This window comes from Bradyrhizobium ottawaense, from assembly GCF_900099825.1.
In the GTDB taxonomy this organism is placed as follows: domain Bacteria; phylum Pseudomonadota; class Alphaproteobacteria; order Rhizobiales; family Xanthobacteraceae; genus Bradyrhizobium; species Bradyrhizobium ottawaense_A.
Genome location: NZ_LT629693.1, coordinates 6,624,007 through 6,646,546 on the forward strand (window position 1 = coordinate 6,624,007; position 22,540 = coordinate 6,646,546).

The window sequence follows — 22,540 nt, forward strand, 5'->3', positions numbered from 1 at the left end:
CGAACGATATGGCAATCAACTCGCTTAGCTACGCCGGCTCCTTGATCCTGAACCAGTCGGTTCAGGCCCTGAAGAACCAGATGACGGTTCTGCAGTCCCAGCTCACGACCGGAAACAAGTCGACGACCTATGCGGGCATGGGCGTCAACGAAGGCTTCGCCATCGCGGCGCGGTCGCAGCTCTCGGGGATTTCCGCGTTCACCGACACGATGTCCATCATCAACACCAACATCGGCGTTGCCAACACCGTGCTGCAGGCGATGAACGACATTGGCAAGACGATCCAGAACAGTGCGAACAGTTCCTCGCAGACGCTGAACACCGCCGGCCAGAGCATCGCCCAGCAAACCGCGACTTCGCAGCTTTCCTCGATGCTCGGAATTCTCAATACCCAGGCCGGGGACCGCTTTCTGTTTTCCGGCACGGCCGTCACCACCCCGTCGGTGGCGTCGATGGACGACATCATGAACGGGACGACGACGCAGGCCGGATTGAAGCAGGTGATCGCCGAGCGCAATCAGGCCGACATCGGCACCACCGGGCTCGGCCGTCTCGTCATCACGTCGCCGACGCCGACGTCGGTGAAGGTCGCGGAAGATGTCGCCGGCTCGCCGTTCGGTCTGAAGCTGAGTTCGATCTCGTCGTCGCTGACCGGCGCGACGGTGACCGGCCCGTCCGGATCGCCCTCGGGTATTTCGATCGACCTCGGTGCCACCAACCCCAACAATGGCGACAAGGTCAGCTTCACGTTCAATCTGCCTGACGGAACGCAGGGATCGATTGCGCTGACGGCCTCCAGCGCGACGCCGCCGCCGGCCGGCAGTTTCGCCATCGGCGTCAGCACGACGGCGACGGCCGCCAATCTCAATGCGGCTTTGAATACCGCGATCGGCACGTTGGCCAATACGTCGCTGGTGGCGGCGTCGGCGATGCAGGCCGGCAATGATTTTTTCAATACGACGGGAACGGCGACGGGTAGCGTGGCCAACAACCAGATACCAGCGCCCATCACCGGCGCCACCTTGCTGTCTGGCGCCGTGGGCACCGACTCGCTGGGCCCGAGCTTCGCGGCCGGTAACACCATCACCGTCAATGGCACGCCGATCACCTTTGTCGCGTCGGGTGCCACCGGCAACCAGCTCAATATCACCGACAGCGTCCAGACCCTGCTGACGAAAATCGATTCGATCACCGGCACTTCCACGCCGTCGACCGTCAGCGGCGGCGTGATCGCGTTGCACACCGACAACGCTGCGAGCCTGTCGGTCTCCAGTTCGAATACGGCCGCGTTCGCTGCGCTCGGCTTCAGCGCGACCGCGACCGCGACCGTGCCGCCGTTGCGGGTGGGTGGTTCGCCGCTGGGCTCCGCGACATCGCTGGTCAGCGGCACGCCGGCGAACACGGTCACCTGGTACACCGGCAACCCCGGACCGACCGCTACCGCGCGCGCGTCGGCGACCGCGCGGGTCGATGCCTCGGTGAAGGTTGAATATGGAATCCAGGCCGACGAGCCGGCGATTCGTTCGCAGCTTCAGGCGCTGGCGGTGTTCTCCGCGGTGACGACTTCGACGACGAACCCGAATGGTGCGGCGCAAGTATCGGCGCTGAGCCAGCGGATCACGCAAGCGCTCACCGCGCAGCCGGGAAAGCAGACGATCCAGGATATCCAGACTGATCTGGCAACGGCGCAGGCCACGATGAGCGATGCCACGGCGCGGCAAAAGCAGGCCAAGGCAATGTTGCAGAGCGTCGTCGACCAGACCGAGACGATTTCTCCGGACCAGGTGGCGAGCCAGCTTCTGGCGCTTCAGACCAGCCTGCAGGCTTCCTACCAGACCACGTCGATGCTCTCCCAAATGAGCCTCGTGAAGTATCTGCCGGTGGGGTAGTCCTACGGGGCGGGCCGTTAGGTTTTCGTTAACCACGCTTATTTACTGTTAGTTGAGGATTGCGGCGTGCGTCCGCCGCTCGGAGCCGTTGATGACCGATCAAGTTCACCTGGTGGTAGCCACGCCCTGCTTCGGCGGACAGGTTTCCAGCATCTATGCCAGTTCGATCTTCCAGTTGCAGCGGGTGCTGCGTTCGAAAACCAACATCGATCTCAAGGTCCTGCTGCGCGATGGCGATGCGCTGATCACGCGCGCGCGGGCCAACCTGATGACGATGTTCCTCGACGACCCCGCCGCCACCCATTTCCTGTTCGTGGATGCTGATATCGGGTTTACGCCCGACCAGGTGTTCCGGCTGATCGAATCCGGCGCCGACGTGGTGGCCGGCCTCTACCCCATCAAGCGCATCAACTGGGACAAAGCGAAGCGCATGCTGGAGTCGAACCGGCCGAACGTGGCTTCGTCGGCGCTCGACTATGTGCTGGAGATCGACGATCCCGAACAGGTCGTCGTCGTCAACGGCTTCACGCGCGTGCGTTACGCCGGGACGGGCTTCCTGATGATCAGGCGCCATGTGTTCGAAAGGATGTGCGAGCATCCGGCCTACGCGCCGCTGCAGTTCTTCCGCGAACACTCGGTCGATGCGCTGGCGGGAAGTCCCAACCGCTTCGCGCTGTTCGAATGCATGATAGATCCGGCGACCGGGACATACCTCAGCGAGGATTTCGCCTTCTGCAAACGCTGGACCGACATCGGCGGCGAGATCTGGGCAGATCTGGAGAGCCGCCTCGATCACGTCGGTCCATCGGTATTCCGCGGCGATGTCTCCTCGCAATTTGCCGAGCCCGCGAGCGAGGCGGATGCGGCGTGAAAACATGTCGACGCTGAGCGCCTCGCTTCGGTTGCAGGCGGTCGAGGCGCCGATCTCTCAGGATCGATCCCGTTCGGCTGCCGCTATGGCCGAGCTGTTCGGGCCGCTGGACGGTCTGCTTCGCGGCGGCGGCGATCCGCGGCTCGACATCGACCCGACGAGCGGCGCCAACGAATATGGCTGCCAGCCGTTTCCTTGTCCGGGCACGCTGAGCTTTGCCTCAAGCACGGCGACTTCGATATCGGCGCGAGCCTATGCGCGTGCGGCGGACGCGCGGGACTCCCTGATGCGGTCGGCGATCGCCATCGGTATCGACGGAGCATTCGAAGCCCGCATCGAAGCCATGCGCGACGAATTGAAAGCTCATCTCGGAATATCCGGAACGCGGGCCGACGTCATTTTCGCGCCCTCGGGCACCGACGCCCAGCTTCATGCGCTGTTTCTGACCCGGGCGCTGCGCGGTCCTGCGCTAACGACCGTCATCGTGGCTGCCGATCAAACCGGAAGCGGAACCGCAGACACCGCGCGCGGCCATCATTTCAGGACCGCGACTGCGAACGGAGTTCGGGTTCGAAAGGGAGAGCCCATTGCCGGATTGGCTCATTCGGTCGCAAGCGTCGCACTGCCGCTGTTCGATGATGGCGGTGATTTCCGCCCGCAGACCGAGACCGATTCACGCGTTCTCTCTGCGATCGAAAAGTTGGTTGCGAGCGGCAGCAACGTTCTTTTTCAAGTCATGGATTCATCGAAGCTGGGCTGGCGCGCTCCAAGCGAGGCGTGCCTCGAGGAGATATCGGTACGCTGGCCCCAACAGGTCCAGGTCGTCGTCGATGCCTGCCAAATGCGTCTCGGTCGTCCGCGGCTGCGAAAATATCTCGATCGTGGTTATCTGGTGATCGTTACCGGCTCAAAGTTTTTCGCCGGCCCTCCCTTTAGCGGTGCACTGCTGGTACCTGCGGTCCTCTCGAAAGCGCTCGATGCGGTTCCCGCGATTGCATCGGGGCTCCGTGAATATAGCAGCCGCAGCGACTGGCCGATGCAGTGGTCGGCCCTGCGCGCGCGCTTTCCGGTCCGTATCAATTTCGGCCAATGGCTTCGCTGGGAGGCGGCACTCGAGGAAATCCGCGCATACTACAGCGTGCCCGACGAATTTCGCCTGCTGGCTCTCACGACGTTTCGCACAGGCGTGGAGCGGATCATCGCGTCGTCGCCATTGCTTCGCCCGTTGCCGCCGCAGCAAAAGCCGGAAGGCGCCGGCGCTGACGACGAGGAACTGGCTCAGACGACGATCTTTCCGTTTGCGATCAGGCGTGGCGATCGGCTTTTGTCGCCGTCTGATTGCAGGAAGATATATCGTGGGCTTGCACGCGATGCGCTGGATGCGGTCTCGGCGAGCGGGCGCGGATGTGCGCCGGAAATCGCAGCGAAGCCTTGTCTTATCGGCCAACCCGTCGCCTTGAACGAGGTCGAGCAGGGTCCGGTCGCGGCGCTTCGCATCTCGGCAAGCGCACGCCTCGTCACCGAGACGTGGTCGCTCGACCTGGATACGGCTCATGACAATTTGCAGCGCGAACTCGGCCATGTCGGCGCAATCGTTTCAAAGATCGAGTGGCTGCTTGCGCATCTGGACGGCTTGAACGTGATGGAGACTCCGCATGCATCCTGATTTTTACGAACCGCTCGCCGTCGCCGAACCGGAATGCGCGGACAGGATCGGCATGGCCAGGCTGGCCAAGCTGGCATTCGACGGCGGGGACTTGCGCCCGATGTGGCGCGACCTGATCGCCAGGCTCATTGACGGCACGGCCGATGCGGGCGAGGGGCTTGACCTGTCGCTGATCGCGCAACTGCTCGGCGACAAGCAGACGGGCCTTGCGATCCAGCAGGACGTGCTCAAGTCCCAACGGCTGTTTCGCTCGCCGTGCGTGGCAAAGCAGCCCCGATTGAGGGTTCTTGCGCTCGCTGCAGCCACCGACATGGGCAGCAACACGCCGATCGAATTCCTGCTTGAACAGTCCGGCATCGATCTCATGATCCTGTATGTGATCCCGGAATTCGAACTGCCGGTACCGTTGCCCGATCATGACGTCGCGATTGTGATCGCCTCGGACTCGGAGGATTGCCGGGCCGCGCTCGACCAGATCGATCGGGCCGCGGTGCGCTGGCCGCGGCCGTTGCTCAATATCCCGCGGCAGGTCTGCAATCTGGACCGGGACAAGCTTTACCGTCTGCTTGCCGATATCGAAGGGCTGGTCATCCCGGCAACGATCGCCGTCGCTCGTGGGCAGCTGCAGGAGGTGTCGCGCTCGGCCGGGGTGCTCGCGGGGATCGCAACCGAACTCGCCTTTCCGATCGTCGTCAGGCCGCGTGGCTCGCATGCCGGGGTCGGGCTTGCCAAGATCGACGATGGCGCCGCGTTGGAACGCTACCTTTCGGAGAGGCAGGAGCAGGAATTCTTCATCTCGCGCTTTGTCGATTACTCCGACGAGGATGGCCTGTTTCGGAAATACCGGGTCGTGTTCGTCGATGGTCGCGCTTACGCCTGCCACATGGCGATCGCCGAGCGATGGGACATCTGGTATCTCAACGCGGGAATGACCGCGAGTGCAAGCAAGCGTCTCGAGGAAGAGACATTCATGCACACGTTCGATATCGGATTCGCCCGTCGTCACCAGACGGTACTTGCAGCGCTCGTCGAACGCGTCGGTCTCGAATATTTTATGATCGATTGTGCGGAGACCGCCGATGGATCGCTGCTGATCTTCGAAGCCGACAACACGGCCGTCGTGCACAACATGGATCCGCCAAGCGTCTTTCCGTACAAGTCGCCTCAGATGCACAAGATATTCGATGCATTCGCGGCGATGCTGGAGCGCCGCGCGCGATGTGGCCGGGAGCGGGCGGCGTGACCAAGACGTTGCGCGGTCGCAGCCTGCAGTCCGAATCGAGCGAGACGCTCGATCCGAAAAATTGGGACGAGATCCGCGCGCAGGGTCATCGCATGCTCGATGACATGATCGACTATGCCGCCAATATTCGCGCGCGGCCGGTCTGGCAGCCGATACCGGATGAGGCTCGCGCTCGGTTTCGCGCCGAGCTTCCGCGCGAATCTTCCGATCTCGGTGACGTCTATCGGGAGTTTGTCGATTTCGTACTTCCCTACACGACGGGCAACGTCCATCCGGGCTTCATGGGGTGGGTGCATGGCGGCGGATCGGCAGTCGGAATGCTGGCGGAGATGCTGGCGGCCGGCTTGAATGCCAATCTTGGCGGGCGCGATCACATCCCGATTGCCGTGGAGCGCCAGATTGTCGAGTGGACGCGGGAGATGTTCGGTTTTCCGGCGGAGGCGAGCGGAGTCTTTGTAACCGGCACGTCGATGGCGAATTTGATGGCGGTGCTGGTGGCGCGAACGGCGACGTTGGGTTCGTCCGTGCGGCAACGGGGGATCGAGGATGACGGCGCGTCGCTGGTTGCCTATACGTCCGTGGCCGCGCACGGCTGCATCAGTCAGGCGATGGATCTGGCGGGATTTGGCACTGACGCGTTGCGATGTGTTGAAGTCGACAGCGCGCACCGCATCGATGTGGCCGCGTTGCGCATCCGGATCGCGTCGGATCGCGCGGCCGGCCTGAAACCCTTTCTCGTCGTCGGCTCTGCCGGCACGGTCGATATCGGCGCGATCGACGATTTGGCCGCGCTCAGCGCGTTGTGCCGCGAGGAGGGGCTTTGGTTTCACGTGGATGGCGCCTATGGCGCGCTCGGGATTCTCTCATCGACGCTGGCGCCGCGGCTGGCCGGGCTCGAATGCGCCGATTCGATCGCGTTTGATTTCCACAAATGGGGACAGGTGCCCTATGACGCGGGCTTCCTGATTGTGCGCGACGGCGAGCAGCATCGGCAGACGTTCGCCGCTCCGGCGGCGTATCTGCGGCGCGAGACGCGCGGGCTCGCGGCCAACTCGATCTGGCCTTGCGACCTTGGCCCGGATCTGTCGCGGGGCTTCAGGGCCCTCAAGACATGGTTCACCCTGAAGACCTACGGCACGGAGAAACTTGGAGCCGTCATCACCCGGACCTGCGCGCTTGCGGGGTATCTGGAAACCCGAATCCTGGCGGAGCCGCGGCTCGAGTTGCTTGCCCCGGTGCAGCTCAATATCGTCTGCTTCCGCTATCGATGTGCCGACGCCAGTCGCGTCAATGGCGATATCGTCATGGACATTCAGGAGTCCGGCATCGCGGCTCCGTCGACGACGCTGCTGAACGGAGAGCTCGCAATACGTGCGGCGATCGTCAACCATCGCACCGATACCTGCGACATCGACGCCCTGATCCAGGCCGTACTCGAATATGGCGCGAGGCGAACGTCTGGCGGAGACGAGCCGGTGCTCGACATCGTGCCGTCGCCGCCGTTGGCGCTATAGGCGATCGGGAGCCTGGACGGTTGCGCTAGAGCCCCGTTCCAATAGAATTGGAACGGCGCTCTAGATTTTGATTTGACGCGTTTTCTTGACGCGAACCGGTTCCCACTTCGCTGGAAAACGCTCTCTTCTGTCAGACGGGCGCGTTAGGCGGCGTCGCCAGCCTGCAGGCGCTTCGCACGGTCGATGAGTGCCTCTTCGTGGACTATCAGTTTCTTCGCTTCTTTCAGCGCGTGATAGAGATCGCCGTTGAGAATGTAATTATTGATGCCCTCGATGAAGGGCCATGCACTCGGCATTGCGGTCAGGATGTCGCGCACCAGGCTGAAATAGGTCGGGTGGTGGTTCATCGGGTCAGGCGACAGATACATCAACTGCACGGCGAGATAGACCAGCTTGGCCGGGGTGTCGGCGGTTTCCGGCGTCAGGATATCCTTTTCGCGCAAAATCGGAATCCGGTCGCCGTCGATCAGGAGCCTGGCCCGCTGGTCGGTGTTGGTGACCACGCAGGCGCCGATAATGATTCGCTCATGCGGCTTGAGCTCGACTTTCAAGGCCATGCCTGTTCTCCGTTTGAGGGCTTTTCGCGCGATTGGTCGATGCCCGCCGGCAGAATCGCATCCTTTATGATGATGGTTAACCAATGGTGAATGCACGATTAGTGCTTGTACGGCGCGGCTTGGTCGCATTGGCACCGTAGGAATACGGAGGATGCGGCCGTTCCGCGCATTAATTGCAAATTCATTCTCTTTCTGAGCGGCTTAATCGCTCGCATTCATTTTTTCTTAGAGACTTGGTTCCAGAGTTAGGCGTCGCCCGATCGAGAGATTGGGATAGTGGCTCGTCCTTAATTTCACACCAGAAAGGTATGAAACATGTCTGGTATTGTTCTCTCGGCTTCGGTTCGTCAGAACCTTCTCTCTCTACAGTCGACCGCCGACTTGTTGGCGACCACGCAGAACCGTCTCTCCACCGGCAAGAAGGTCAACACGGCTCTCGATAACCCGACCAACTTCTTCACCGCGGCGAAGCTCGATAGCCGCGCCAGCGACATCAACAACCTGCTCGATGGTATCGGCAACGGCGTGCAGGTGCTGCAGGCCGCCAACACCGGCATCACCTCGCTGCAGAAGCTGGTCGACAGCGCCAAGTCCGTCGCCAACCAGGCATTGCAGACGCAGGTCGGCTATTCGAGCAAGTCGAGCTTCTCGGTTTCGCTCGGCGCGGGTGCAACCGCCACCAACCTGTTCGGCGGCAACTCCTACACCTCCGCGACCCTGACCGGCGTGGCAGCGACCGACGCGAACGCCGCCGCTTTGGCCTCTACCGGCTCGCTGACCTTCACCGCTGCCTCTACCTCGATTTCAGCGACGATCGCCAACGGCGACACGTTGACGGTCGATGGCCACACCATCACCTTCAAGACCGGTGCGCCTCCGCTCCCTGCCGGTGTCACCGCTGGCTCCGGCGTCAGCGGCAACGTCGTCACCGACGGTTTCGGCAACTCGTCGGTCTATCTCAATGCGGGTGCGGGCAAGGTCAGCGACCTCCTTACCGCGGTTGACCTTGCCACCGGCGTGCAGACGGCTACGATCTCGGCGGGCTCGGCCACCATCGCCGCCTCCGTCCCCGCCACCGGCACCGCCGCCACGGTCACCGCCGGCAAGCTCGTGATCTCGACCGGTACCGCCGCCGACCTTGCGATCAGCTCGAGCAATGCGAACCTGCTGGCGTCGCTCGGCATCGGCACCGGCGGCGCGACCACGACCCTGGCGCGCACGCCGTCGTCGAATTCGAACCTCGCCATCGGAGCGGTTCTCGACATCGCGGCTGTCGGCACCGGCACGGCAACGTCGATCACGTTCGGCACCGGCGCCGGCCAGGTCAAGGACCTCAACGGTCTGAACGCCGTACTGGCCACCAACAACCTGCAGGCCACGGTGGATGCCGCCGGTACGCTGACGATCCAGGCGAACAACGACAACGCTTCGCTTCAGATTGGCTCTCTCACCGGCAGCACCGGTCTGTTTGCCGGCAAGTCGGCCTCGGCTCCCGTGCAAGATCCGGCTGCTCAAGCCACCCGCGCCAATCTGGTTGGTCAGTTCAATAATATCCTGTCGCAGATCACCACGACCTCGAAGGATGCGTCGTTCAATGGCGTCAACCTCCTGAATGGCGACTCGCTCAAGCTGGTGTTCAACGAGACCGGCAAGTCGACGCTGAACATCACGGGCACGACCTTTGACGCGGCGGGTCTTGGCCTTGCCAACCTGACGGTCGGTACAGATTTCATTGACAGCAACGTCACGAACAAGATTTTGAGCCAGCTCAGCAGCGCTTCGGACACGCTCCGATCCGAAGCGTCCTCGCTGGGTTCGAACCTGTCGATCGTGCAGATCCGTCAGGACTTCTCGAAGAACCTGATCAACGTGCTGCAGACCGGCTCGTCGAACCTGACGCTGGCCGACACCAACGAGGAAGCGGCGAACAGCCAGGCGCTGTCGACCCGTCAGTCGATCGCGGTGTCCGCGCTGGCGCTGGCCAACCAGTCGCAGCAGAGCGTACTGCAGCTGCTCCGCTGAGCCCGGCTACGACTTCATCGATCACGGCGGTGGGGGAACCCCCGCCGTTTTTCTTTTCACGCGCGGAATGAAGCCCTCCGCGTGAAGAAACCGCATCATGCGAAGAATTTGCGTCGCGATCTTAATTCCCCGAGAACCGATGGCGGGCATGGTGATTGAAATATGGATTTCTGCCGGCTTGTCGACACAATTGGTAACCGGCGCTAACCATATTTAAAGGCACGATCTGTATGAAAGTTGAGCAGCTTCAACGCCCATGGTCCGCGGACCGTCCCATCGAGGTTAGTGAATGTCCAACGCAGCCCAAGCCTACGCGCGTACGTCCCAGACGACGTCGTCTCCCCGAGAAATCGAAGCGCAGGCGTTGCTGAAGGCCGCACGACAGCTCCAGGAAGTCCAAACCAACTGGGCCGGTCCCGGCAAGGCTCTCGACACCGCGCTGCTGTTCAATCGCCGCCTGTGGTCGATTTTCATGAGCGCGGCGCAGACCGACGAGAATCCGCAGCCGATCGAGGTGCGCCAGAACATCGCCAATATCGGCGTGTTCGTGATGAAGCAGACGGTCGATATGCAAATGAATCCGGACCCGGCAAAATTGAAGCCGCTGATCGCCATCAACTGCAATCTCGCGGCAGGCCTTTCCGGCCGCGGCTGATGGCTAGTTGGCGGTGAAGGAGCAATAGCTCATGGCCGATCTGTTCGCCACCATCGCGGCCAACTACAAGACGGTCGGACTGACCGTACCGTCCAAGACCGCCTATGTGGCGGTCGATCCGGCGCTTTATTCGGGCGGCTGGACCGGAACATACGCCAACAAAAAGACGTTCAAGATCACGGTCTCGAACGTCACGGGCTTTCGCGCCAAGGTGCACTATCAGAGCGAGGGCACCAGCAAATATCAGGACGTGCTGATCAAGGACGGTGGGTTCCGCGTCGGCGATACCAAGTTTACACTCACGGGAAGCAAGAAGGCGCTGATCAAGAACGTCGTCACCGACCCGTCCAGCGGACAGACCTTTCTCGACCAGGCCTACGCAGCGCTTACGTCCTGAGCGGATCGTCGGGCGAACTCGCCCGCGCGCGCCTGGCAACGTTTCTATTTGGATTTTCAGTTCGAAGACCGGCCGGCTCAGGCCCTGCGGTCAGTCGCGCGAAGCCGCGTCGGCGCGTCCTTGGTCAGGTCGAGCGTGTGGAAATAGGCGCGGCGGCGCAGCACCGCTTCGTCGGGAAACTGCTCTACCACTTGACTCGTCCTGACATCGACGACCTGGTAGACGACGGTAGCGGCATCGCGATCGATCACCACCTGGTTCGTCACCGAAGCAGCCGCAGCATTCGACGCCGCAGCGTTCGAAATCGATACCTGCACGGCATCGGATTCGTTGCCCGTGCGCGAGCTGGCGTCGACCGCCGCGACGCTCTGGCTCGCCGGCAGTACGGTCGCAACCGCATTTTGCGCCGCACCGCTCACGGGCTGAGCGATCGGCGCTGCAACCGGTGCCCCCACCGGTCTGATGTTGAAATCTGTACTCATGGCAGCCTCCTGGCTTGCTGCGAGTCAAATCCCAACCCCTCGTCATCCGCAATATATCTCGTCACCTCTCAACATGGAGTTAGGGAACGCGCTGAATGAGGTTCTGATGCGAATGCGCTGATTTATTGAAAAATTGATGCATTCCCGGCGCGTTGCGCCGGGGCCGCGCGCGCCCGCAACGTTCAGAGCGAGCGGCTGACCGAGAGCGGCGTGTGGTTGCGCGGGCCCGGCGAGGTGCGCTGTCCGGAAGCCGTATAGGTGTTCGGCATGCTGCGGCGCTGAATCTCGGTGCTGACGCCGCGCACGATTCCTTCGGAAACCGCATGCGCGGTCGCGAGCACGGTGAGATTGATCTGCAGCATCGCGCGGAAGGTGTCGTGATGGCGCCGCAGCGTGGTCAGCAATTCCGGCGATACCTGCGACAGATAGGCCTGCGAGTTCTTCAGGTGCTCGACCGCGAGCGTATAACGGCGAGACTGCTCGTTCTTCTGCGCTTCGAGCTGCATGGCTTCGTGCAGCTTGCCGGCGCGGACCAGTTCGGTCTCGCGCTCGATGACGCCGAGCAGCGCGCTCATCACTTCCATCAGGTTTTCAGCGAGCTTGCGGGCTTCGACCGGAGTGGAAATCGCCGCGGCCTGCGCGGGTCTTGCCTGAGGACGCTGATTCATGTCGGGTTCCCCGTTGGGTTAGGCGGCGCGATTGGCTTGCTGCATGATCAGCGTGCGATAGACGTCATCCGATATTCCGACGCCGCCGGCCTTGGCGAAGGATTTCGAATATTGTTCGGTCAGCATCGAGCGCCAGACTCCGGTGCCGGGCGTATCGCCGAACGGGCCGTCGCCTTTGACGCCGGTGGTCATCTGCGAGAACATCGAGTTGAGGAACATCGCTTCGAAGTCGGTTGCCGTCGCCTTGGCCTTGGCCTGCGCCTGCGGCGACACTTTCGCCAGCGCCTCGGTGAACGCCGGATCCGGGCGGCCCTTGAAGAGAGGCATCATCGCCCTGGTGGGGATGCTGCCGGTGGTGCTGTTGATCAGGCTCTGCTGCATCACATCACCTCGATGTCGGCCTGGATCGCGCCGGCGGCCTTGATCGCCTGCAGGATGCCGATCAGGTCGCGCGGGCCGATGCCGAGACCGTTGAGGCCGTCGACCAGCTGCTGCAGCGAGACGCCGTCTTTCACGACCGCGAATTTCTTGCCGTCCTCGGTGACGCTGACGCCGGTGCGCGGCGTCACCACCGTCCGGCCGCGTGATAGCGGATTGGGCTGACTGACCTGCGGGCTTTCCGAAATCGTCACGGTGAGGTTGCCCTGCGCCACCGCCACGGTGGCGACGCGGACGTCGCGGCCCATCACGATGATGCCGGAGCGTTCGTCGATCACGATCTTGGCGGCGAGATCCGGCTCGACCTGCAACTGCTCGATCTCGGTCAGGAAGGCGACGACGTTGCCCTTGAATTCGGCGGGGATCGACAACTGCACGGTGGAGGGATCGATCGGCTCGGCGGTCTTGACGCCGACGAAGTCGTTGACCGCGGCCGCGATGCGCTTGGCGGTGGTGAAGTCGGCGTTGCGCAGCGCCAGCCGGACGTTGGGCAGACGGTTGAGCGCGAACTCGATCTCGCGTTCGATGATGGCGCCGTTGGCGATGCGGCCGACGGTCGGCACGCCGCGGGTGACGCTGGCGGCGGCGCCTTCGGCCGCGAATCCGGAGATCGCGAGCGAACCCTGCGCCACCGCATAGACGTTGCCGTCGGCGCCGAGCAGGGGCGTGACCAGCAGCGTGCCGCCGGTCAGGTTCTTGGCGTCGCCGAGCGCGGAGACGGTAACGTCCATCCGCGTGCCCTGGGTGCCGAACGCCGGCAGATTGCCGGTGACCATCACGGCGGCGACGTTGCCGGTGCGGATGGTGGCGCCGCGGATGTTGACGCCCATGCGTTCGAGCATCGCCTGCAGCGATTGCTTGGTGAAGGGGATGTTGTTCAGCGTGTCGCCGGTGCCGTTGAGGCCGACGACGAGGCCGTAACCGATCAACTGGTTCTGTCGCACGCCTTCGATGTTGGCGAGATCCTTGATCCGCGAGGTCGCGCCCGCGGATACGGGCGACAGCACCAGCGCCAGTAGCGCGGCGCAGGCCACCCAGATTACTCTTGCCGAACGGATGCCGGGCATCCTGTGCTCCCCTCGAGGTCTTCAACCGGACCGCAGCGCCACTCCCATGACGGTGATCCGCCATTAACTATGCGAGATCGGTGCCACGCGGCGCGATGCACTTAATGCGTTGATAACAATAGGAATTGTTTGAGCGCGCCGGGCGGGAGCGGTGCCCGAGCGATGGCGAAACTGCCGCCGGCGGCAGATTTTGCCGGGTCGTTTACGCATCGTTAACCATGGCGGGGCGATGCTGCGCTCACTTCTCCCGGGCGAGATCACGACGATGCGCATCTACGGACCGAACGGCACCACGCTTGGAGCGCCCGCGAGCCAGACGCGGCGAACCAGCTCGACCGGCTTTTCGCTGCCGGAGACGCCGGCCGCACCGGAGGAGCCGCGCTCCGCCTCGGCACCGAAGGCCGCCGGCAGCATCGATGCGCTGCTCGCGATGCAGGGCGTCGAGGATCCGACCGAGCGCCGCAAGCGTTCGGTGGCGCGGGGCAGGGGTGCGCTCGACGTGCTCGACGACCTCAAGCTCGGGCTGCTCTCCGGCAATCTCGATGCCTCGACCGTCAACCGGCTGCGCGATGCCGCCGCCAACCTGAAGTCTTCCTCCGGCGATCCCGGTCTCGATTCGGTGTTGTCCGAAATCGAGCTCCGCGTCGAAGTCGAACTGGCCAAGGCTGGTCAGTTCTAAGCTCCTCCCTATGTCATTGCCCGGCATAGTAGTCTGCCTTGCGCAGACTACGTAAACTTGTCTGCGCTCCGGGCAATCCAGTATTCCAGCGACGTCCGCGTTTTACCGATAGGTCGCGGCGTACTGGATGCCCCGCTTGAAGCGGGGCATGACAGCGGTGCACTAAGCCGCGATCGGCTTGCGCTGTGCGTCGTAGCGGCGCTGCGCACTCAGCACCTCCTTCAGATTTTGTTCGGCCCAGTCGCGCAAGGGATCGACGGCATTGGCGAGCGTCGCGCCGAGCGGCGTGATCGAATACTCCACCGTGACAGGCACGGTGGCGATGGCGCGGCGCTTGATCAGCCCGTCGCGCTCCAGCGACTTCAACACCTGGCTGAGCATCTTCTGCGAGATGCCTTCAATAGTGCGGCGTAACGCATTGAAACGCATCGGCTCGTGCCGCACGAGAAGCAGGATGAGGACCGCCCATTTGTCGCCGACGCGATCCAGTATCTGGCGCGTCGGGCAATCGGCCGAATAGGCGTTGGCGGCCCGGGCGGTGATGGTTTTCACGGTTGCAGCTTTCACGGCGGTTACTCCGGCGTAATCAGGTGACCCCAAAGTGCTCTCTTAACACCTACATACTTTTCGCTATCTAGTTACCATAGGATACCACATCCGCCACGCCAATGGAGACCCCCGTGAAAATCGCCGTCATCGGCGCATCCGGCAACGCCGGTTCGCGCATATCAGCCGAACTCGCCCGCCGCGGCCACGCCGTCACCGCCATCGCCCGCAACCCAGGCAGGATCGCGGCCCAGGCCAATGTCACCGCCGTCGAGGGCGATGTGCTGGACCAGGCCGGGCTCGCGCGCCTGATCGCCGGCCATGACGCCGCGATCAGCTCGGTCCATTTTACGGCCAGCGACCCGGTGAGGCTGATCGGGGCGGCCAAGGCTTCGAAAGTCGGCCGCTACCTCGTGGTCGGCGGCGCCGGCAGCCTTGAGGTGGCGCCCGGCGTCCGGTTGGTGACAACCCCCCGTTTTCCCGCGGCCTACAAGGCCGAGGCCGAGAAGGGGGGCGCCTTCCTCGACCTGCTCCGGGGCGAAAAGGAACTGAACTGGACCTTTCTGTCGCCCTCGGCCCTGTTCACGGCCGGCCAGCGGACCGGCAAGTTCCGCCTCGGAACGGACCAGCTTTTGACCGCGGAAGACGGGAAAAGCTGGATTTCCTTCGAGGACTTCGCAGTTGCACTCGCCGACGAAATCGAGCGCCCGGCCCATATCCGGCGGCGTTTCACGGTTGGCTATTAAATGGGCTGGCCGCCCCGGTAGTTTTGCCTGTGCAATGCCTTGGGGGCGGGCTCTCCCCGGGGATGGACGATATTGTCTGTCACAACCCGCCGCTATATAAGGCGCGCGCGGACGGATACTTTTCCGTCCCGCCTTGCACGTGAAGATGGGCTGGCCTTGGAAAAGTTGAAGAACTATCGACCTACCGAAAAAGAGCCTTTCATGAACGACCGCCAGCGCGATTACTTTCGCGCGAAGCTGCTGGCGTGGAAGGATGAGATCCTGAGGGAATCGAAGGTCACCCTGCAAACCCTCCAGGAAGAGAACGTCAATCATCCCGATCTGGCTGATCGCGCCTCTTCCGAAACCGACCGCGCCATCGAACTGCGCGCCCGCGACCGCCAGCGCAAGCTGATCTCCAAGATCGACGCGGCGCTGCAGCGCATCGAGGACAACAGCTACGGCTATTGCGAGGAGACCGGCGAACCGATTTCGCTGAAGCGGCTCGAAGCCCGCCCGATCGCAACGCTGTCGGTGGAAGCGCAGGAACGCCACGAGAAGCGCGAGAAGGTTTATCGCGACGAATAGGGTTTTGACTGCCGCACGCTCCTCATGGTGAGGAGCGCGGCACGCGCGTCTCGAACCATGAGGCAGCGCCGCCACAGCATCCTTCGAGACGCGGCCAAGCGGCCGCTCCTCAGGATGAGGCCGGTTGGTGATGCCGGCCTGTTCGGGAAACAGAGAAAGCCGCCGCCGATGGACAAAATTCTCGCGGCCGCAAAGATCATCGCCACCGCCCGCCGCAGCCGCGCGCCGCTGGCGGCGCTTCCGCCTGATATCGCGCCCGGCGACGAGGCCGAAGGCTACCGGGTTCAGCGCGCGCTGCACGCCCTGCTGCTGCCGCAGGTCGGAGCCCTGGTCGGTTACAAGATCGGCTGCACCAGCCCGGTGATGCAGCGATATCTCGACATCCCTTATCCCTGCAGCGGCGGCGTGTTCGCCAAGGGTGTGCACAACAACGGCGCGTCGTTGCGCTTTCGCGATTACGTGCGCGTCGGTGTCGAATGCGAGATTGCGGTAAGGCTCGCGCGCAACGTGCTGCCGACCGAAGCGCCGTTCACGGCCGAATGGGTGATGGAGGCGATCGAGGCCTATTACCCCGCGATCGAGATCGTCGACGACCGCTACGTCAAATGGGAGACGGCGGGAGCGCCGACGCTGGTCGCGGACGATTTCTTCGCCGCCGGCTGCGTGCTCGGCGCGCCGGTTTCGCGTTTCGACGCGCCCGACCTGCTCAAGGTCACCGGCCGCGCCATGATCAACGGCAAGGAAGTTGGCCGTGGCACCGGCGCCGACGTGCTCGGGCACCCGCACAACGCGCTGGCCTGGCTCGCCAATCATCTCGCCGCCGCGGGCAAGGGATTGCACGCGGGCCAGATCGTGCTGACCGGCAGTCTGGTCAAGACCGTGTGGCTCAATGCCGGCGATGCCGTGGTGATGGAGCTGGACGGACTGGGCAAGGTGGAAGCAAGTTTCAATTAGGTTTCGTAGGGTGGGCAAAGCGGCTTGTCCGCCGTAGCTCAACAAGCGAAGGCGGAAGCGTGCCCACCATTCCCCGCCACAATGTCGATAGATGGTGGGCACGGCGCCAAGTGCGCCTTTGCCCACCCTGCAATTTCCAACCAAGTGAGTGTGATGGCCGAGAGCGTTCCATCGATCCTTGAGACCGACGCCAAAGGCGAGACGGCCGAAATCTATGCCGATATCCGCAAGGTGCTCGGCACCAGCGTGGTCAACCTGATTTGGCGCAATCTCGCGACCATGCCGGGCGCGCTGTCATGGACGTGGTCGACGGTGCGCCCGCTTTATCTCGGCGCCGCGCCGCTTCATGCCGAAGCTGTCAGGCGCAGCATCGCGCTGCCGGACTGGCCGGATTTTTCCGCCGACACGCTGCTCGCCGCCGGCATCGATGAATCCGACCAGGGCATCATTCGCAACGTGCTCGACAGCTATCAGTATACCAACGCGCTGGCGCTCGTGGTGCTCTCCGCGCTGCTGGCGCATTACGAGCCGCGGCCGGCCGATGCCGTGACGCCGGCGGCCATGGCGCCGAAACCATCGGGCATCAAAATTCCCGAGCTGCCGCCGATGGACGCGCTGGATCCCGAAGCGGCTGTTCTGGTCGAGGAGTTGAACGGTTTTGGCGAGGACACCGAACCGCAACTGATTGCAAGCATGTACCGGCATCTGGCGTATTGGCCATCCTATCTGGCGCTGGTGCGCACCATGCTGGCGCCGCTGCAACAAGACGGGCGGCTGAACGCGCTGACGCTTTCGACCCGCACGCTCGGCCACGCCCATGGCGCGGTGCTCGCGTCGCACCTGAAACCCGCGACGCCGCCGGACACGCTCAAGGGTGCGCTGGCATCCTGCCGCCTGTTCGTCGAACATCCGATCGCCCGCATGACCGGGCTCTGCGCGTTGATCCGGCGCGGGACGCCGGAATAATTCAGCGCGCGGCCGTCCTTGTAGCCCGGATGTCGCTTCGCTCATCCGGGCTACGAAGCTCTAGCCAACCATCTCGACCTTGCCGTCGCCGAGGCGGTAGACACCGCCGACGATTTTCAGCGTTCCCTTGTCAACCGCGGCGCTCAGGATCGGCGTCGCCGCCTTCAGTTTTGCAATCGTGTCGATCACGTTCCGACGCGTCGCGTTGGCGAGCTTGTCGCCGGGCTGGTCCGCGACCGCCTTCACCGCCGGCGCCAGCGCCGCGACCAGCGAAGGCAGATGGCCGGGCAGGGTGGTATTGTCCTTGAGCGACTTGATCGTTGCATCGACCGCGCCGCAGCTTTCATGGCCGAGCACCAGAACGAGCGGTGAGTTGAGCACCGCGACCGAATATTCCAGGCTCGCCACCGTGTCGTCATTGGCGAAATTGCCGGCGACGCGGCAGACGAACAGGTCGCCGCGGCTGCTGTCGAAGGCGTATTCGGGCGCGATGCGGGAATCCGCGCAGCTCAGAATGCTGGCAAAGGGATTTTGGCCGCCGACCAGTGCCTCGCGCTCGTGCTTGAAATCGTGCCGGCGCGAGACACCGTCGACATAGCGGGCTTTGCCCTTCATCAACCGCTCCAGCGCCGCGTCCGGCGAGATCGCGTTCTGCGGCTTTGGCGGCGGCTTTGTATCCTTGGCGAAGGCATTGGGCGCAAACGCCAGACCGGCGGCGACGCCGCCCGCGAGCGTCAGGAAGCGCCGGCGCGTTGGTTGCCTCGAGTGAATGGCTTCACCGGTATCGCAGAGGTGGCACATCGCAATTCTCCTGGAAGAAGAAAAATCACCGCACAGCAAGTTCAAGTTTATGTCACCGGGCGCTGCGTGAAGCAATCCGGGCTGTCATTCCGGGGCGATGCGCAGCATCGAACTACGATGCGCAATTGCGCATCTGAGGTCTGGTCCTTCGGACCATCCCGGCATGACGATGGATAGATACAACTTCGCATTCTCGCGGCGCGATGCGCCCGGAGTTTTGCAAGAAAACCGTGCCCTCGAAAGACAGAGGGCGCGGGGAAGACCGGGTGCGTGCTGCACCCGCGGTCTCGCGTGCATGTGCATCAAAAAATGCGCACAGGAGTTAAACCCCTGATTTGGCCAACGGCAAAAGCAGAATATTTTTACACCGAGGGCTTGACCAATATCTGGGGTGATTTGCCCCGTCGGGCATCTCAGATCACGCGATCACCTAACAGTGAGGCCCGCGATGTGAACTAGCTCACCCTGTAATGCCTGCACCGGACCTACCAACAGAGCGGGAGGCTTCAACGCAGGAGGGAAAAATGCGTACCGTATTTCTTGCTCTCGCGACTTCCGTGACGATTTTCGTCATTGGCCTGGCGCCTGCCGCAGCGCAGGATTATCAATATTGCATCCAGGGTGATGAATTCGCCGGCGGGGCCGGCGAGTGCACCTTCTCAAGTTACGCCCAGTGCCAAGCGAGTGCTTCGGGCCGAACGGCCACTTGTGCACCCAATCGTTACCTCAATGTCTACGCTCAGATCGTCGATCGAAACCACCCGCGTCACCGTTCGCACTGACATCGCCGCCGCGACGCGCCAAACCTAAAACGACCGCGGCCCTCGTCAGGGGAGCTGACGAGGGCCGCGTTGGAACACTTCGTCGCGCCTAGGTTCGCAACGAGGTGTGGGAGTTCTTAGGGGCTTGATCGGAACGGCAGCGTGTACGGCGGGGTAGCCGAAGGCGTAACCCGCCGCTTTGCCGTCGAAGGGGCGGCGGATTACGCTTCGCTAATCCGCCCGGCTGATTTTCCCGTCGGCAATTGGATAAATTGCTATAGACCGGTTTATAGCAATACTGCTATATTGCCGGTAATGATCGCACAGAAGCCCGCGATTTGGATTGGATCCTCCCGGCACGACCTGCGGGCTTTCCCGGATGAAGTTCGTCGCGTCATGGGCTGCGATCAACGACGCGCAGAACGGCGATGAGCATCCGCGGGCCAACGCCTTGAAGGGGTTTGGCGGTCGAAGTGTGCTCGAAGTGGTCGATGACGAAGACGGCGATACCTACCGTGCCGTCTACACCGTTCGCTTTGCCGCCGTGGTCTATGTCCTTCATGCCTTCCAGAAGAAGTCGAAGAAGGGGATCGAAACGCCAAGGCGCGAGATCGAGGTAATCAAGGCGCGGCTCAAAACGGCCGAGGCCCATTACCGGGAGAACTATGGAAAAGGAAGCAAGACATGAGCACCGCGAAGAAAGTGACCGCGAGTAGCGGCAACGTCTTTGCCGATTTGGGTTTTGCCAATCCGGAAGAAGAGCTTCTCAAGGCGAAGCTGGTTCGCGAGATCCGCGCCATCATCAAGCGCCGGAAGCTAACCCAGACCAAGGCGGCCGCCGTGCTGGGGCTCAAGCAGCCCGATGTTTCCGCCCTTGTCACCGGCCGTGTCGGCAAATTCTCGATCGATCGTCTGGTCCGCTGTCTGGATCGGTTGGACTACAAGGTGGACGTCGTCGTGCGTCAAAAGCCGCGGCGCGCGTCTTCGCGTGCGATTGCGGCGTAGTAGGGGAGGCCAAAGGCGTTGTCCCTAGAATCCTCAAATATGACTAGTCTGCGCTTCTAGGTGCCTAATTCGATCCGCTATCCCTCAAAACGACCGCGGCCTCCGTCAGGGGAGCTGACGGAGGCCGCGTTGGAACACTTCGTCGCGCCTAGGTTCGCAACGAGGTGTGGGAGCTCTTGAAACGGAATTCTCAGAACGGCAGCAACACGTCCATCACCTGCTGGCCGTAGCGGGGTTGCTGGATGTCGCTGATCTGGCCGCGGCCGCCATAGGCGATGCGGGCCTGTGCGATCTTCGAGGAGTCGATGGTGTTGTCGCTCTGGATGTCTTCCGGGCGCACGATGCCGGCGACGATCAGTTCGCGGATTTCGAAGTTGACGCGGATCTCCTGCTTGCCTTCGACCACCAGGTTGCCGTTCGGCAGCACCTGCGTCACCACGGCGGCGACGTTGGTCTGCAACGCTTCCTGGCGGTTGACCGAACCCTTGCCGTCGCTGGAAGCCGTCGAGTCCGCGGTCAGGATGCGGCCCGGCAGGATCTTATTCGCCTGCGTGATGGTCTGGGCGCCGATGAAGTTGGTGACGCCCGAATCTTCTTTGTTGGTGCGGCTGCGCTGGGTCTCGTTGGAGAGGGTGGCCTTGTCAGTGATGTTGACGGTCACGGTCAGGAGATCGCCGATGCGCGCGGCGCGCTGGTCCTTGAAGAAGGCGCGCGAGCCGTTCCGCCACAGCGAGTTGGCATTGTAGGAAGCCTGCTCCGGTTTTGGCATCGGCATCTGCACCGGCTTGTAGCCGGGCTGCGTGGTCGGATTTTCGATCTCCGTCAGCTTCGGCTTTTCGCCGATCTGGGAGAGGCGGTCGATCGAGGAACAACCGCTGGCAGCGGCGGCCAGCGAGAGAAGCGCGCCGGTCAGGATGAGGCGGTTGATACGGGAAACAGACATTTACATTACTCGGTTTTGGCAGCGACTGAACTGACGTTGGCGACGGCGACGGCGACGGGAGCGGTGGACTGAGGTGCTTCGAGCGACGAGGTGGCATCGCTGACCGGCCCGGGGGCGAGCCGCGGCGTTGCGACCGAAATCGAAACCTGGCCGCGGCCAGTGACGACGCCGGACACCGTGCGCTTCGATTGCAGATTCATGACATTGACGACGTCGCCTTCGGTGCCGCCCTCGATCGCCTTGCCGCGAACGGTGAGGTAAAGCCCCGGCGACTCGTAGATCAGCGTGACGTTCTGGTCGCGCTGCACCAGATCGGGCTTGGCGAGATCGGCGACCTTGACGGCCTGGCCGGCGCGGAGCTGGCGGCGGGCCTGCATGCCGACCGCGCGGTCGCGGGTGGCGGCCTCGCCGCCCACTTCGGCCTTCGGGCGGCGCTCGACCATCACGTCGGAGGATTTCAAGACTTCGTTGCGCTCGACATTGCGCGCCAGCACCGCGGCCTCGACGGTCTCGACCGCCGTGCCGGTGAAGCGCAGCTTGGTCGCGCCAAGGCCGTTGTCATTGGCAATCTCGAAGGTGACGTCGAAGCGGCCGTTGCGGTTGTCGTAGCGTACCGACGTGGGCTGCATGGCGCCGGTGAAGCCGGCATCCAGCCTGATATCGCCGGGATCGCGGTCGAAGGTGAGGCTGAGATTGGCAGCGTCGCCGAGACCGTTCCTGCGCTCCAGCGCACGGCCGACCTGCGCCTCGATATCCTTGCCCTCGATCGAGCGGGCCAGCCGCGTCACCGAAATTTCCTTGAGATCGCGGGTGTCGACGCCGATCACCTGGTGCGCGCGCAGCGCATTGATCACCAGCGGCACGGACAGCGAGCCGGTGGTGCCGAGATCCGGCGCGCGGTAGATCGCGATCTGGGAGGCCGAGCCGGCATTGTCGACGAGGTCGCCGATCCGCACGATGTCGCTGGAGACCTGGACATTGGCGCGCAGCGCGGGGGCGGCGATGATGTCGGCCTGTTCCAGACGGCTTTGCGCGACCGCAACGGAAGCGGAGGCTGCGAGCAGGGCAGTGGCGAGGATGAGCGAGCGGGCGATCATGGCCAA

Annotated in this window: 25 protein-coding genes; 16 read left to right on the top strand and 9 right to left on the bottom strand. The window is 63.1% G+C overall.

Going from position 1 to position 22,540, the window contains the following annotated elements:
* The first annotated feature begins 8 nt into the window (after positions 1 to 8).
* From BLR13_RS30975 to BLR13_RS30995, 5 genes are all read left to right on the top strand, one after another.
* On the top strand, positions 9 to 1,889 hold the full coding sequence (locus tag BLR13_RS30975) for a flagellar protein (protein WP_074815819.1): 1,881 nt from the start codon (positions 9 to 11) through the stop codon (positions 1,887 to 1,889).
* Positions 1,890 to 1,980: 91 nt separating this feature from the next.
* Positions 1,981 to 2,760: a hypothetical protein gene (locus tag BLR13_RS30980; protein WP_074815815.1), complete on the top strand. Its 780-nt coding sequence runs from the start codon at positions 1,981 to 1,983 to the stop codon at positions 2,758 to 2,760.
* Between the two features lie 4 nt (positions 2,761 to 2,764).
* Positions 2,765 to 4,426 (top strand): hypothetical protein, encoded by a 1,662-nt coding sequence (locus BLR13_RS30985; protein ID WP_091977651.1) that lies wholly within the window; start codon positions 2,765 to 2,767, stop codon positions 4,424 to 4,426.
* Positions 4,427 to 4,478: 52 nt separating this feature from the next.
* Entirely contained in the window at positions 4,479 to 5,669 is a 1,191-nt protein-coding gene (locus BLR13_RS30990; protein ID WP_074830908.1) for an ATP-grasp domain-containing protein, read from the top strand.
* Positions 5,645 to 7,183, top strand: a complete 1,539-nt coding sequence (locus tag BLR13_RS30995) for a pyridoxal phosphate-dependent decarboxylase family protein (RefSeq protein WP_079587555.1) — start codon at positions 5,645 to 5,647, stop codon at positions 7,181 to 7,183. Before BLR13_RS30990 ends, BLR13_RS30995 begins: the two co-directional genes overlap by 25 nt.
* A gap of 143 nt (positions 7,184 to 7,326) precedes the next feature.
* Here the strand turns inward: BLR13_RS30995 and flbT are convergent, their stop codons facing one another.
* Positions 7,327 to 7,740 carry a flagellar biosynthesis repressor FlbT gene (flbT, locus tag BLR13_RS31000; RefSeq protein WP_074815810.1) on the bottom strand — a complete coding sequence of 138 codons (414 nt, stop codon included), beginning with the start codon at positions 7,738 to 7,740 and terminating at the stop codon, positions 7,327 to 7,329.
* Between the two features lie 315 nt (positions 7,741 to 8,055).
* Here flbT and BLR13_RS31005 point away from each other — a divergent pair, with 315 nt between their 5' ends.
* From BLR13_RS31005 to BLR13_RS31015, 3 genes are all read left to right on the top strand, one after another.
* Positions 8,056 to 9,762, top strand: coding sequence for a DUF1522 domain-containing protein (locus BLR13_RS31005; RefSeq protein WP_074815807.1), 1,707 nt, complete (start codon positions 8,056 to 8,058; stop codon positions 9,760 to 9,762).
* A 289-nt stretch (positions 9,763 to 10,051) separates the two neighbouring features.
* A complete protein-coding gene (gene flaF, locus BLR13_RS31010) occupies positions 10,052 to 10,417 on the top strand; it encodes a flagellar biosynthesis regulator FlaF (RefSeq protein ID WP_074815804.1) in 366 nt (121 codons plus the stop codon).
* Between the two features lie 31 nt (positions 10,418 to 10,448).
* Positions 10,449 to 10,814 carry a hypothetical protein gene (locus BLR13_RS31015; protein ID WP_074815801.1) on the top strand — a complete coding sequence of 122 codons (366 nt, stop codon included), beginning with the start codon at positions 10,449 to 10,451 and terminating at the stop codon, positions 10,812 to 10,814.
* A 77-nt stretch (positions 10,815 to 10,891) separates the two neighbouring features.
* On the opposite strand, the gene BLR13_RS31020 is transcribed toward BLR13_RS31015, so the two are convergent.
* From BLR13_RS31020 to BLR13_RS31035, 4 genes are all read right to left on the bottom strand, one after another.
* A complete protein-coding gene (locus tag BLR13_RS31020) occupies positions 10,892 to 11,296 on the bottom strand; it encodes a hypothetical protein (RefSeq protein WP_074815797.1) in 405 nt (134 codons plus the stop codon).
* Positions 11,297 to 11,478: 182 nt separating this feature from the next.
* Complete coding sequence (locus BLR13_RS31025; protein WP_074815792.1) at positions 11,479 to 11,964, bottom strand: hypothetical protein; 486 nt, start codon at positions 11,962 to 11,964, stop codon at positions 11,479 to 11,481.
* A gap of 18 nt (positions 11,965 to 11,982) precedes the next feature.
* The gene (gene flgJ / locus BLR13_RS31030) at positions 11,983 to 12,294 is read right to left on the bottom strand and encodes a flagellar assembly peptidoglycan hydrolase FlgJ (protein ID WP_074830905.1); all 312 of its coding nucleotides are present in this window, start codon (positions 12,292 to 12,294) and stop codon (positions 11,983 to 11,985) included.
* Positions 12,295 to 12,344: 50 nt separating this feature from the next.
* Positions 12,345 to 13,469 (bottom strand): flagellar basal body P-ring protein FlgI, encoded by a 1,125-nt coding sequence (locus BLR13_RS31035; protein WP_074815788.1) that lies wholly within the window; start codon positions 13,467 to 13,469, stop codon positions 12,345 to 12,347.
* 265 nt (positions 13,470 to 13,734) lie between these two features.
* Between BLR13_RS31035 and BLR13_RS31040 the strand changes: the two genes are divergently transcribed.
* Positions 13,735 to 14,148, top strand: coding sequence for a flagellar assembly protein FliX (locus BLR13_RS31040; RefSeq protein WP_074830904.1), 414 nt, complete (start codon positions 13,735 to 13,737; stop codon positions 14,146 to 14,148).
* A 162-nt stretch (positions 14,149 to 14,310) separates the two neighbouring features.
* Here the strand turns inward: BLR13_RS31040 and BLR13_RS31045 are convergent, their stop codons facing one another.
* Positions 14,311 to 14,715, bottom strand: coding sequence for a winged helix-turn-helix transcriptional regulator (locus BLR13_RS31045; RefSeq protein ID WP_074815785.1), 405 nt, complete (start codon positions 14,713 to 14,715; stop codon positions 14,311 to 14,313).
* Positions 14,716 to 14,828: 113 nt separating this feature from the next.
* Between BLR13_RS31045 and BLR13_RS31050 the strand changes: the two genes are divergently transcribed.
* The 4 genes from BLR13_RS31050 to BLR13_RS31065 all read left to right on the top strand — a co-directional run bounded on the left by BLR13_RS31050 (position 14,829) and on the right by BLR13_RS31065 (position 17,927).
* Positions 14,829 to 15,440, top strand: a complete 612-nt coding sequence (locus BLR13_RS31050) for an NAD(P)-dependent oxidoreductase (RefSeq protein WP_074830902.1) — start codon at positions 14,829 to 14,831, stop codon at positions 15,438 to 15,440.
* A 201-nt stretch (positions 15,441 to 15,641) separates the two neighbouring features.
* On the top strand, positions 15,642 to 16,007 hold the full coding sequence (gene dksA / locus BLR13_RS31055; protein WP_171944916.1) for an RNA polymerase-binding protein DksA: 366 nt from the start codon (positions 15,642 to 15,644) through the stop codon (positions 16,005 to 16,007).
* A 168-nt stretch (positions 16,008 to 16,175) separates the two neighbouring features.
* The gene (locus BLR13_RS31060; RefSeq protein WP_074830901.1) at positions 16,176 to 16,961 is read left to right on the top strand and encodes a 2-keto-4-pentenoate hydratase; all 786 of its coding nucleotides are present in this window, start codon (positions 16,176 to 16,178) and stop codon (positions 16,959 to 16,961) included.
* A 153-nt stretch (positions 16,962 to 17,114) separates the two neighbouring features.
* Entirely contained in the window at positions 17,115 to 17,927 is an 813-nt protein-coding gene (locus tag BLR13_RS31065) for a hypothetical protein (RefSeq protein WP_074815780.1), read from the top strand.
* A 60-nt stretch (positions 17,928 to 17,987) separates the two neighbouring features.
* Here the strand turns inward: BLR13_RS31065 and BLR13_RS31070 are convergent, their stop codons facing one another.
* Positions 17,988 to 18,728 carry a carbonic anhydrase gene (locus tag BLR13_RS31070; RefSeq protein WP_074815777.1) on the bottom strand — a complete coding sequence of 247 codons (741 nt, stop codon included), beginning with the start codon at positions 18,726 to 18,728 and terminating at the stop codon, positions 17,988 to 17,990.
* Between the two features lie 524 nt (positions 18,729 to 19,252).
* On the opposite strand from BLR13_RS31070, the gene BLR13_RS31075 reads away from it, so the two are divergent.
* The 3 genes from BLR13_RS31075 (at position 19,253) to BLR13_RS31085 (ending at position 20,494) form a co-directional block, all read left to right on the top strand.
* Positions 19,253 to 19,510, top strand: a complete 258-nt coding sequence (locus tag BLR13_RS31075) for a DUF3551 domain-containing protein (RefSeq protein WP_074830899.1) — start codon at positions 19,253 to 19,255, stop codon at positions 19,508 to 19,510.
* A 358-nt stretch (positions 19,511 to 19,868) separates the two neighbouring features.
* On the top strand, positions 19,869 to 20,177 hold the full coding sequence (locus BLR13_RS31080; protein ID WP_349517337.1) for a type II toxin-antitoxin system RelE/ParE family toxin: 309 nt from the start codon (positions 19,869 to 19,871) through the stop codon (positions 20,175 to 20,177).
* Complete coding sequence (locus tag BLR13_RS31085; RefSeq protein WP_074815775.1) at positions 20,174 to 20,494, top strand: helix-turn-helix domain-containing protein; 321 nt, start codon at positions 20,174 to 20,176, stop codon at positions 20,492 to 20,494. Before BLR13_RS31080 ends, BLR13_RS31085 begins: the two co-directional genes overlap by 4 nt.
* 190 nt (positions 20,495 to 20,684) lie before the next feature.
* On the opposite strand, the gene flgH is transcribed toward BLR13_RS31085, so the two are convergent.
* Both flgH and flgA read right to left on the bottom strand, forming a co-directional pair.
* Positions 20,685 to 21,437 carry a flagellar basal body L-ring protein FlgH gene (flgH, locus tag BLR13_RS31090; protein ID WP_074815772.1) on the bottom strand — a complete coding sequence of 251 codons (753 nt, stop codon included), beginning with the start codon at positions 21,435 to 21,437 and terminating at the stop codon, positions 20,685 to 20,687.
* A gap of 5 nt (positions 21,438 to 21,442) precedes the next feature.
* Positions 21,443 to 22,534 (bottom strand): flagellar basal body P-ring formation chaperone FlgA, encoded by a 1,092-nt coding sequence (gene flgA / locus BLR13_RS31095; RefSeq protein WP_074815768.1) that lies wholly within the window; start codon positions 22,532 to 22,534, stop codon positions 21,443 to 21,445.
* Between the last annotated feature and the right edge of the window lie 6 nt (positions 22,535 to 22,540).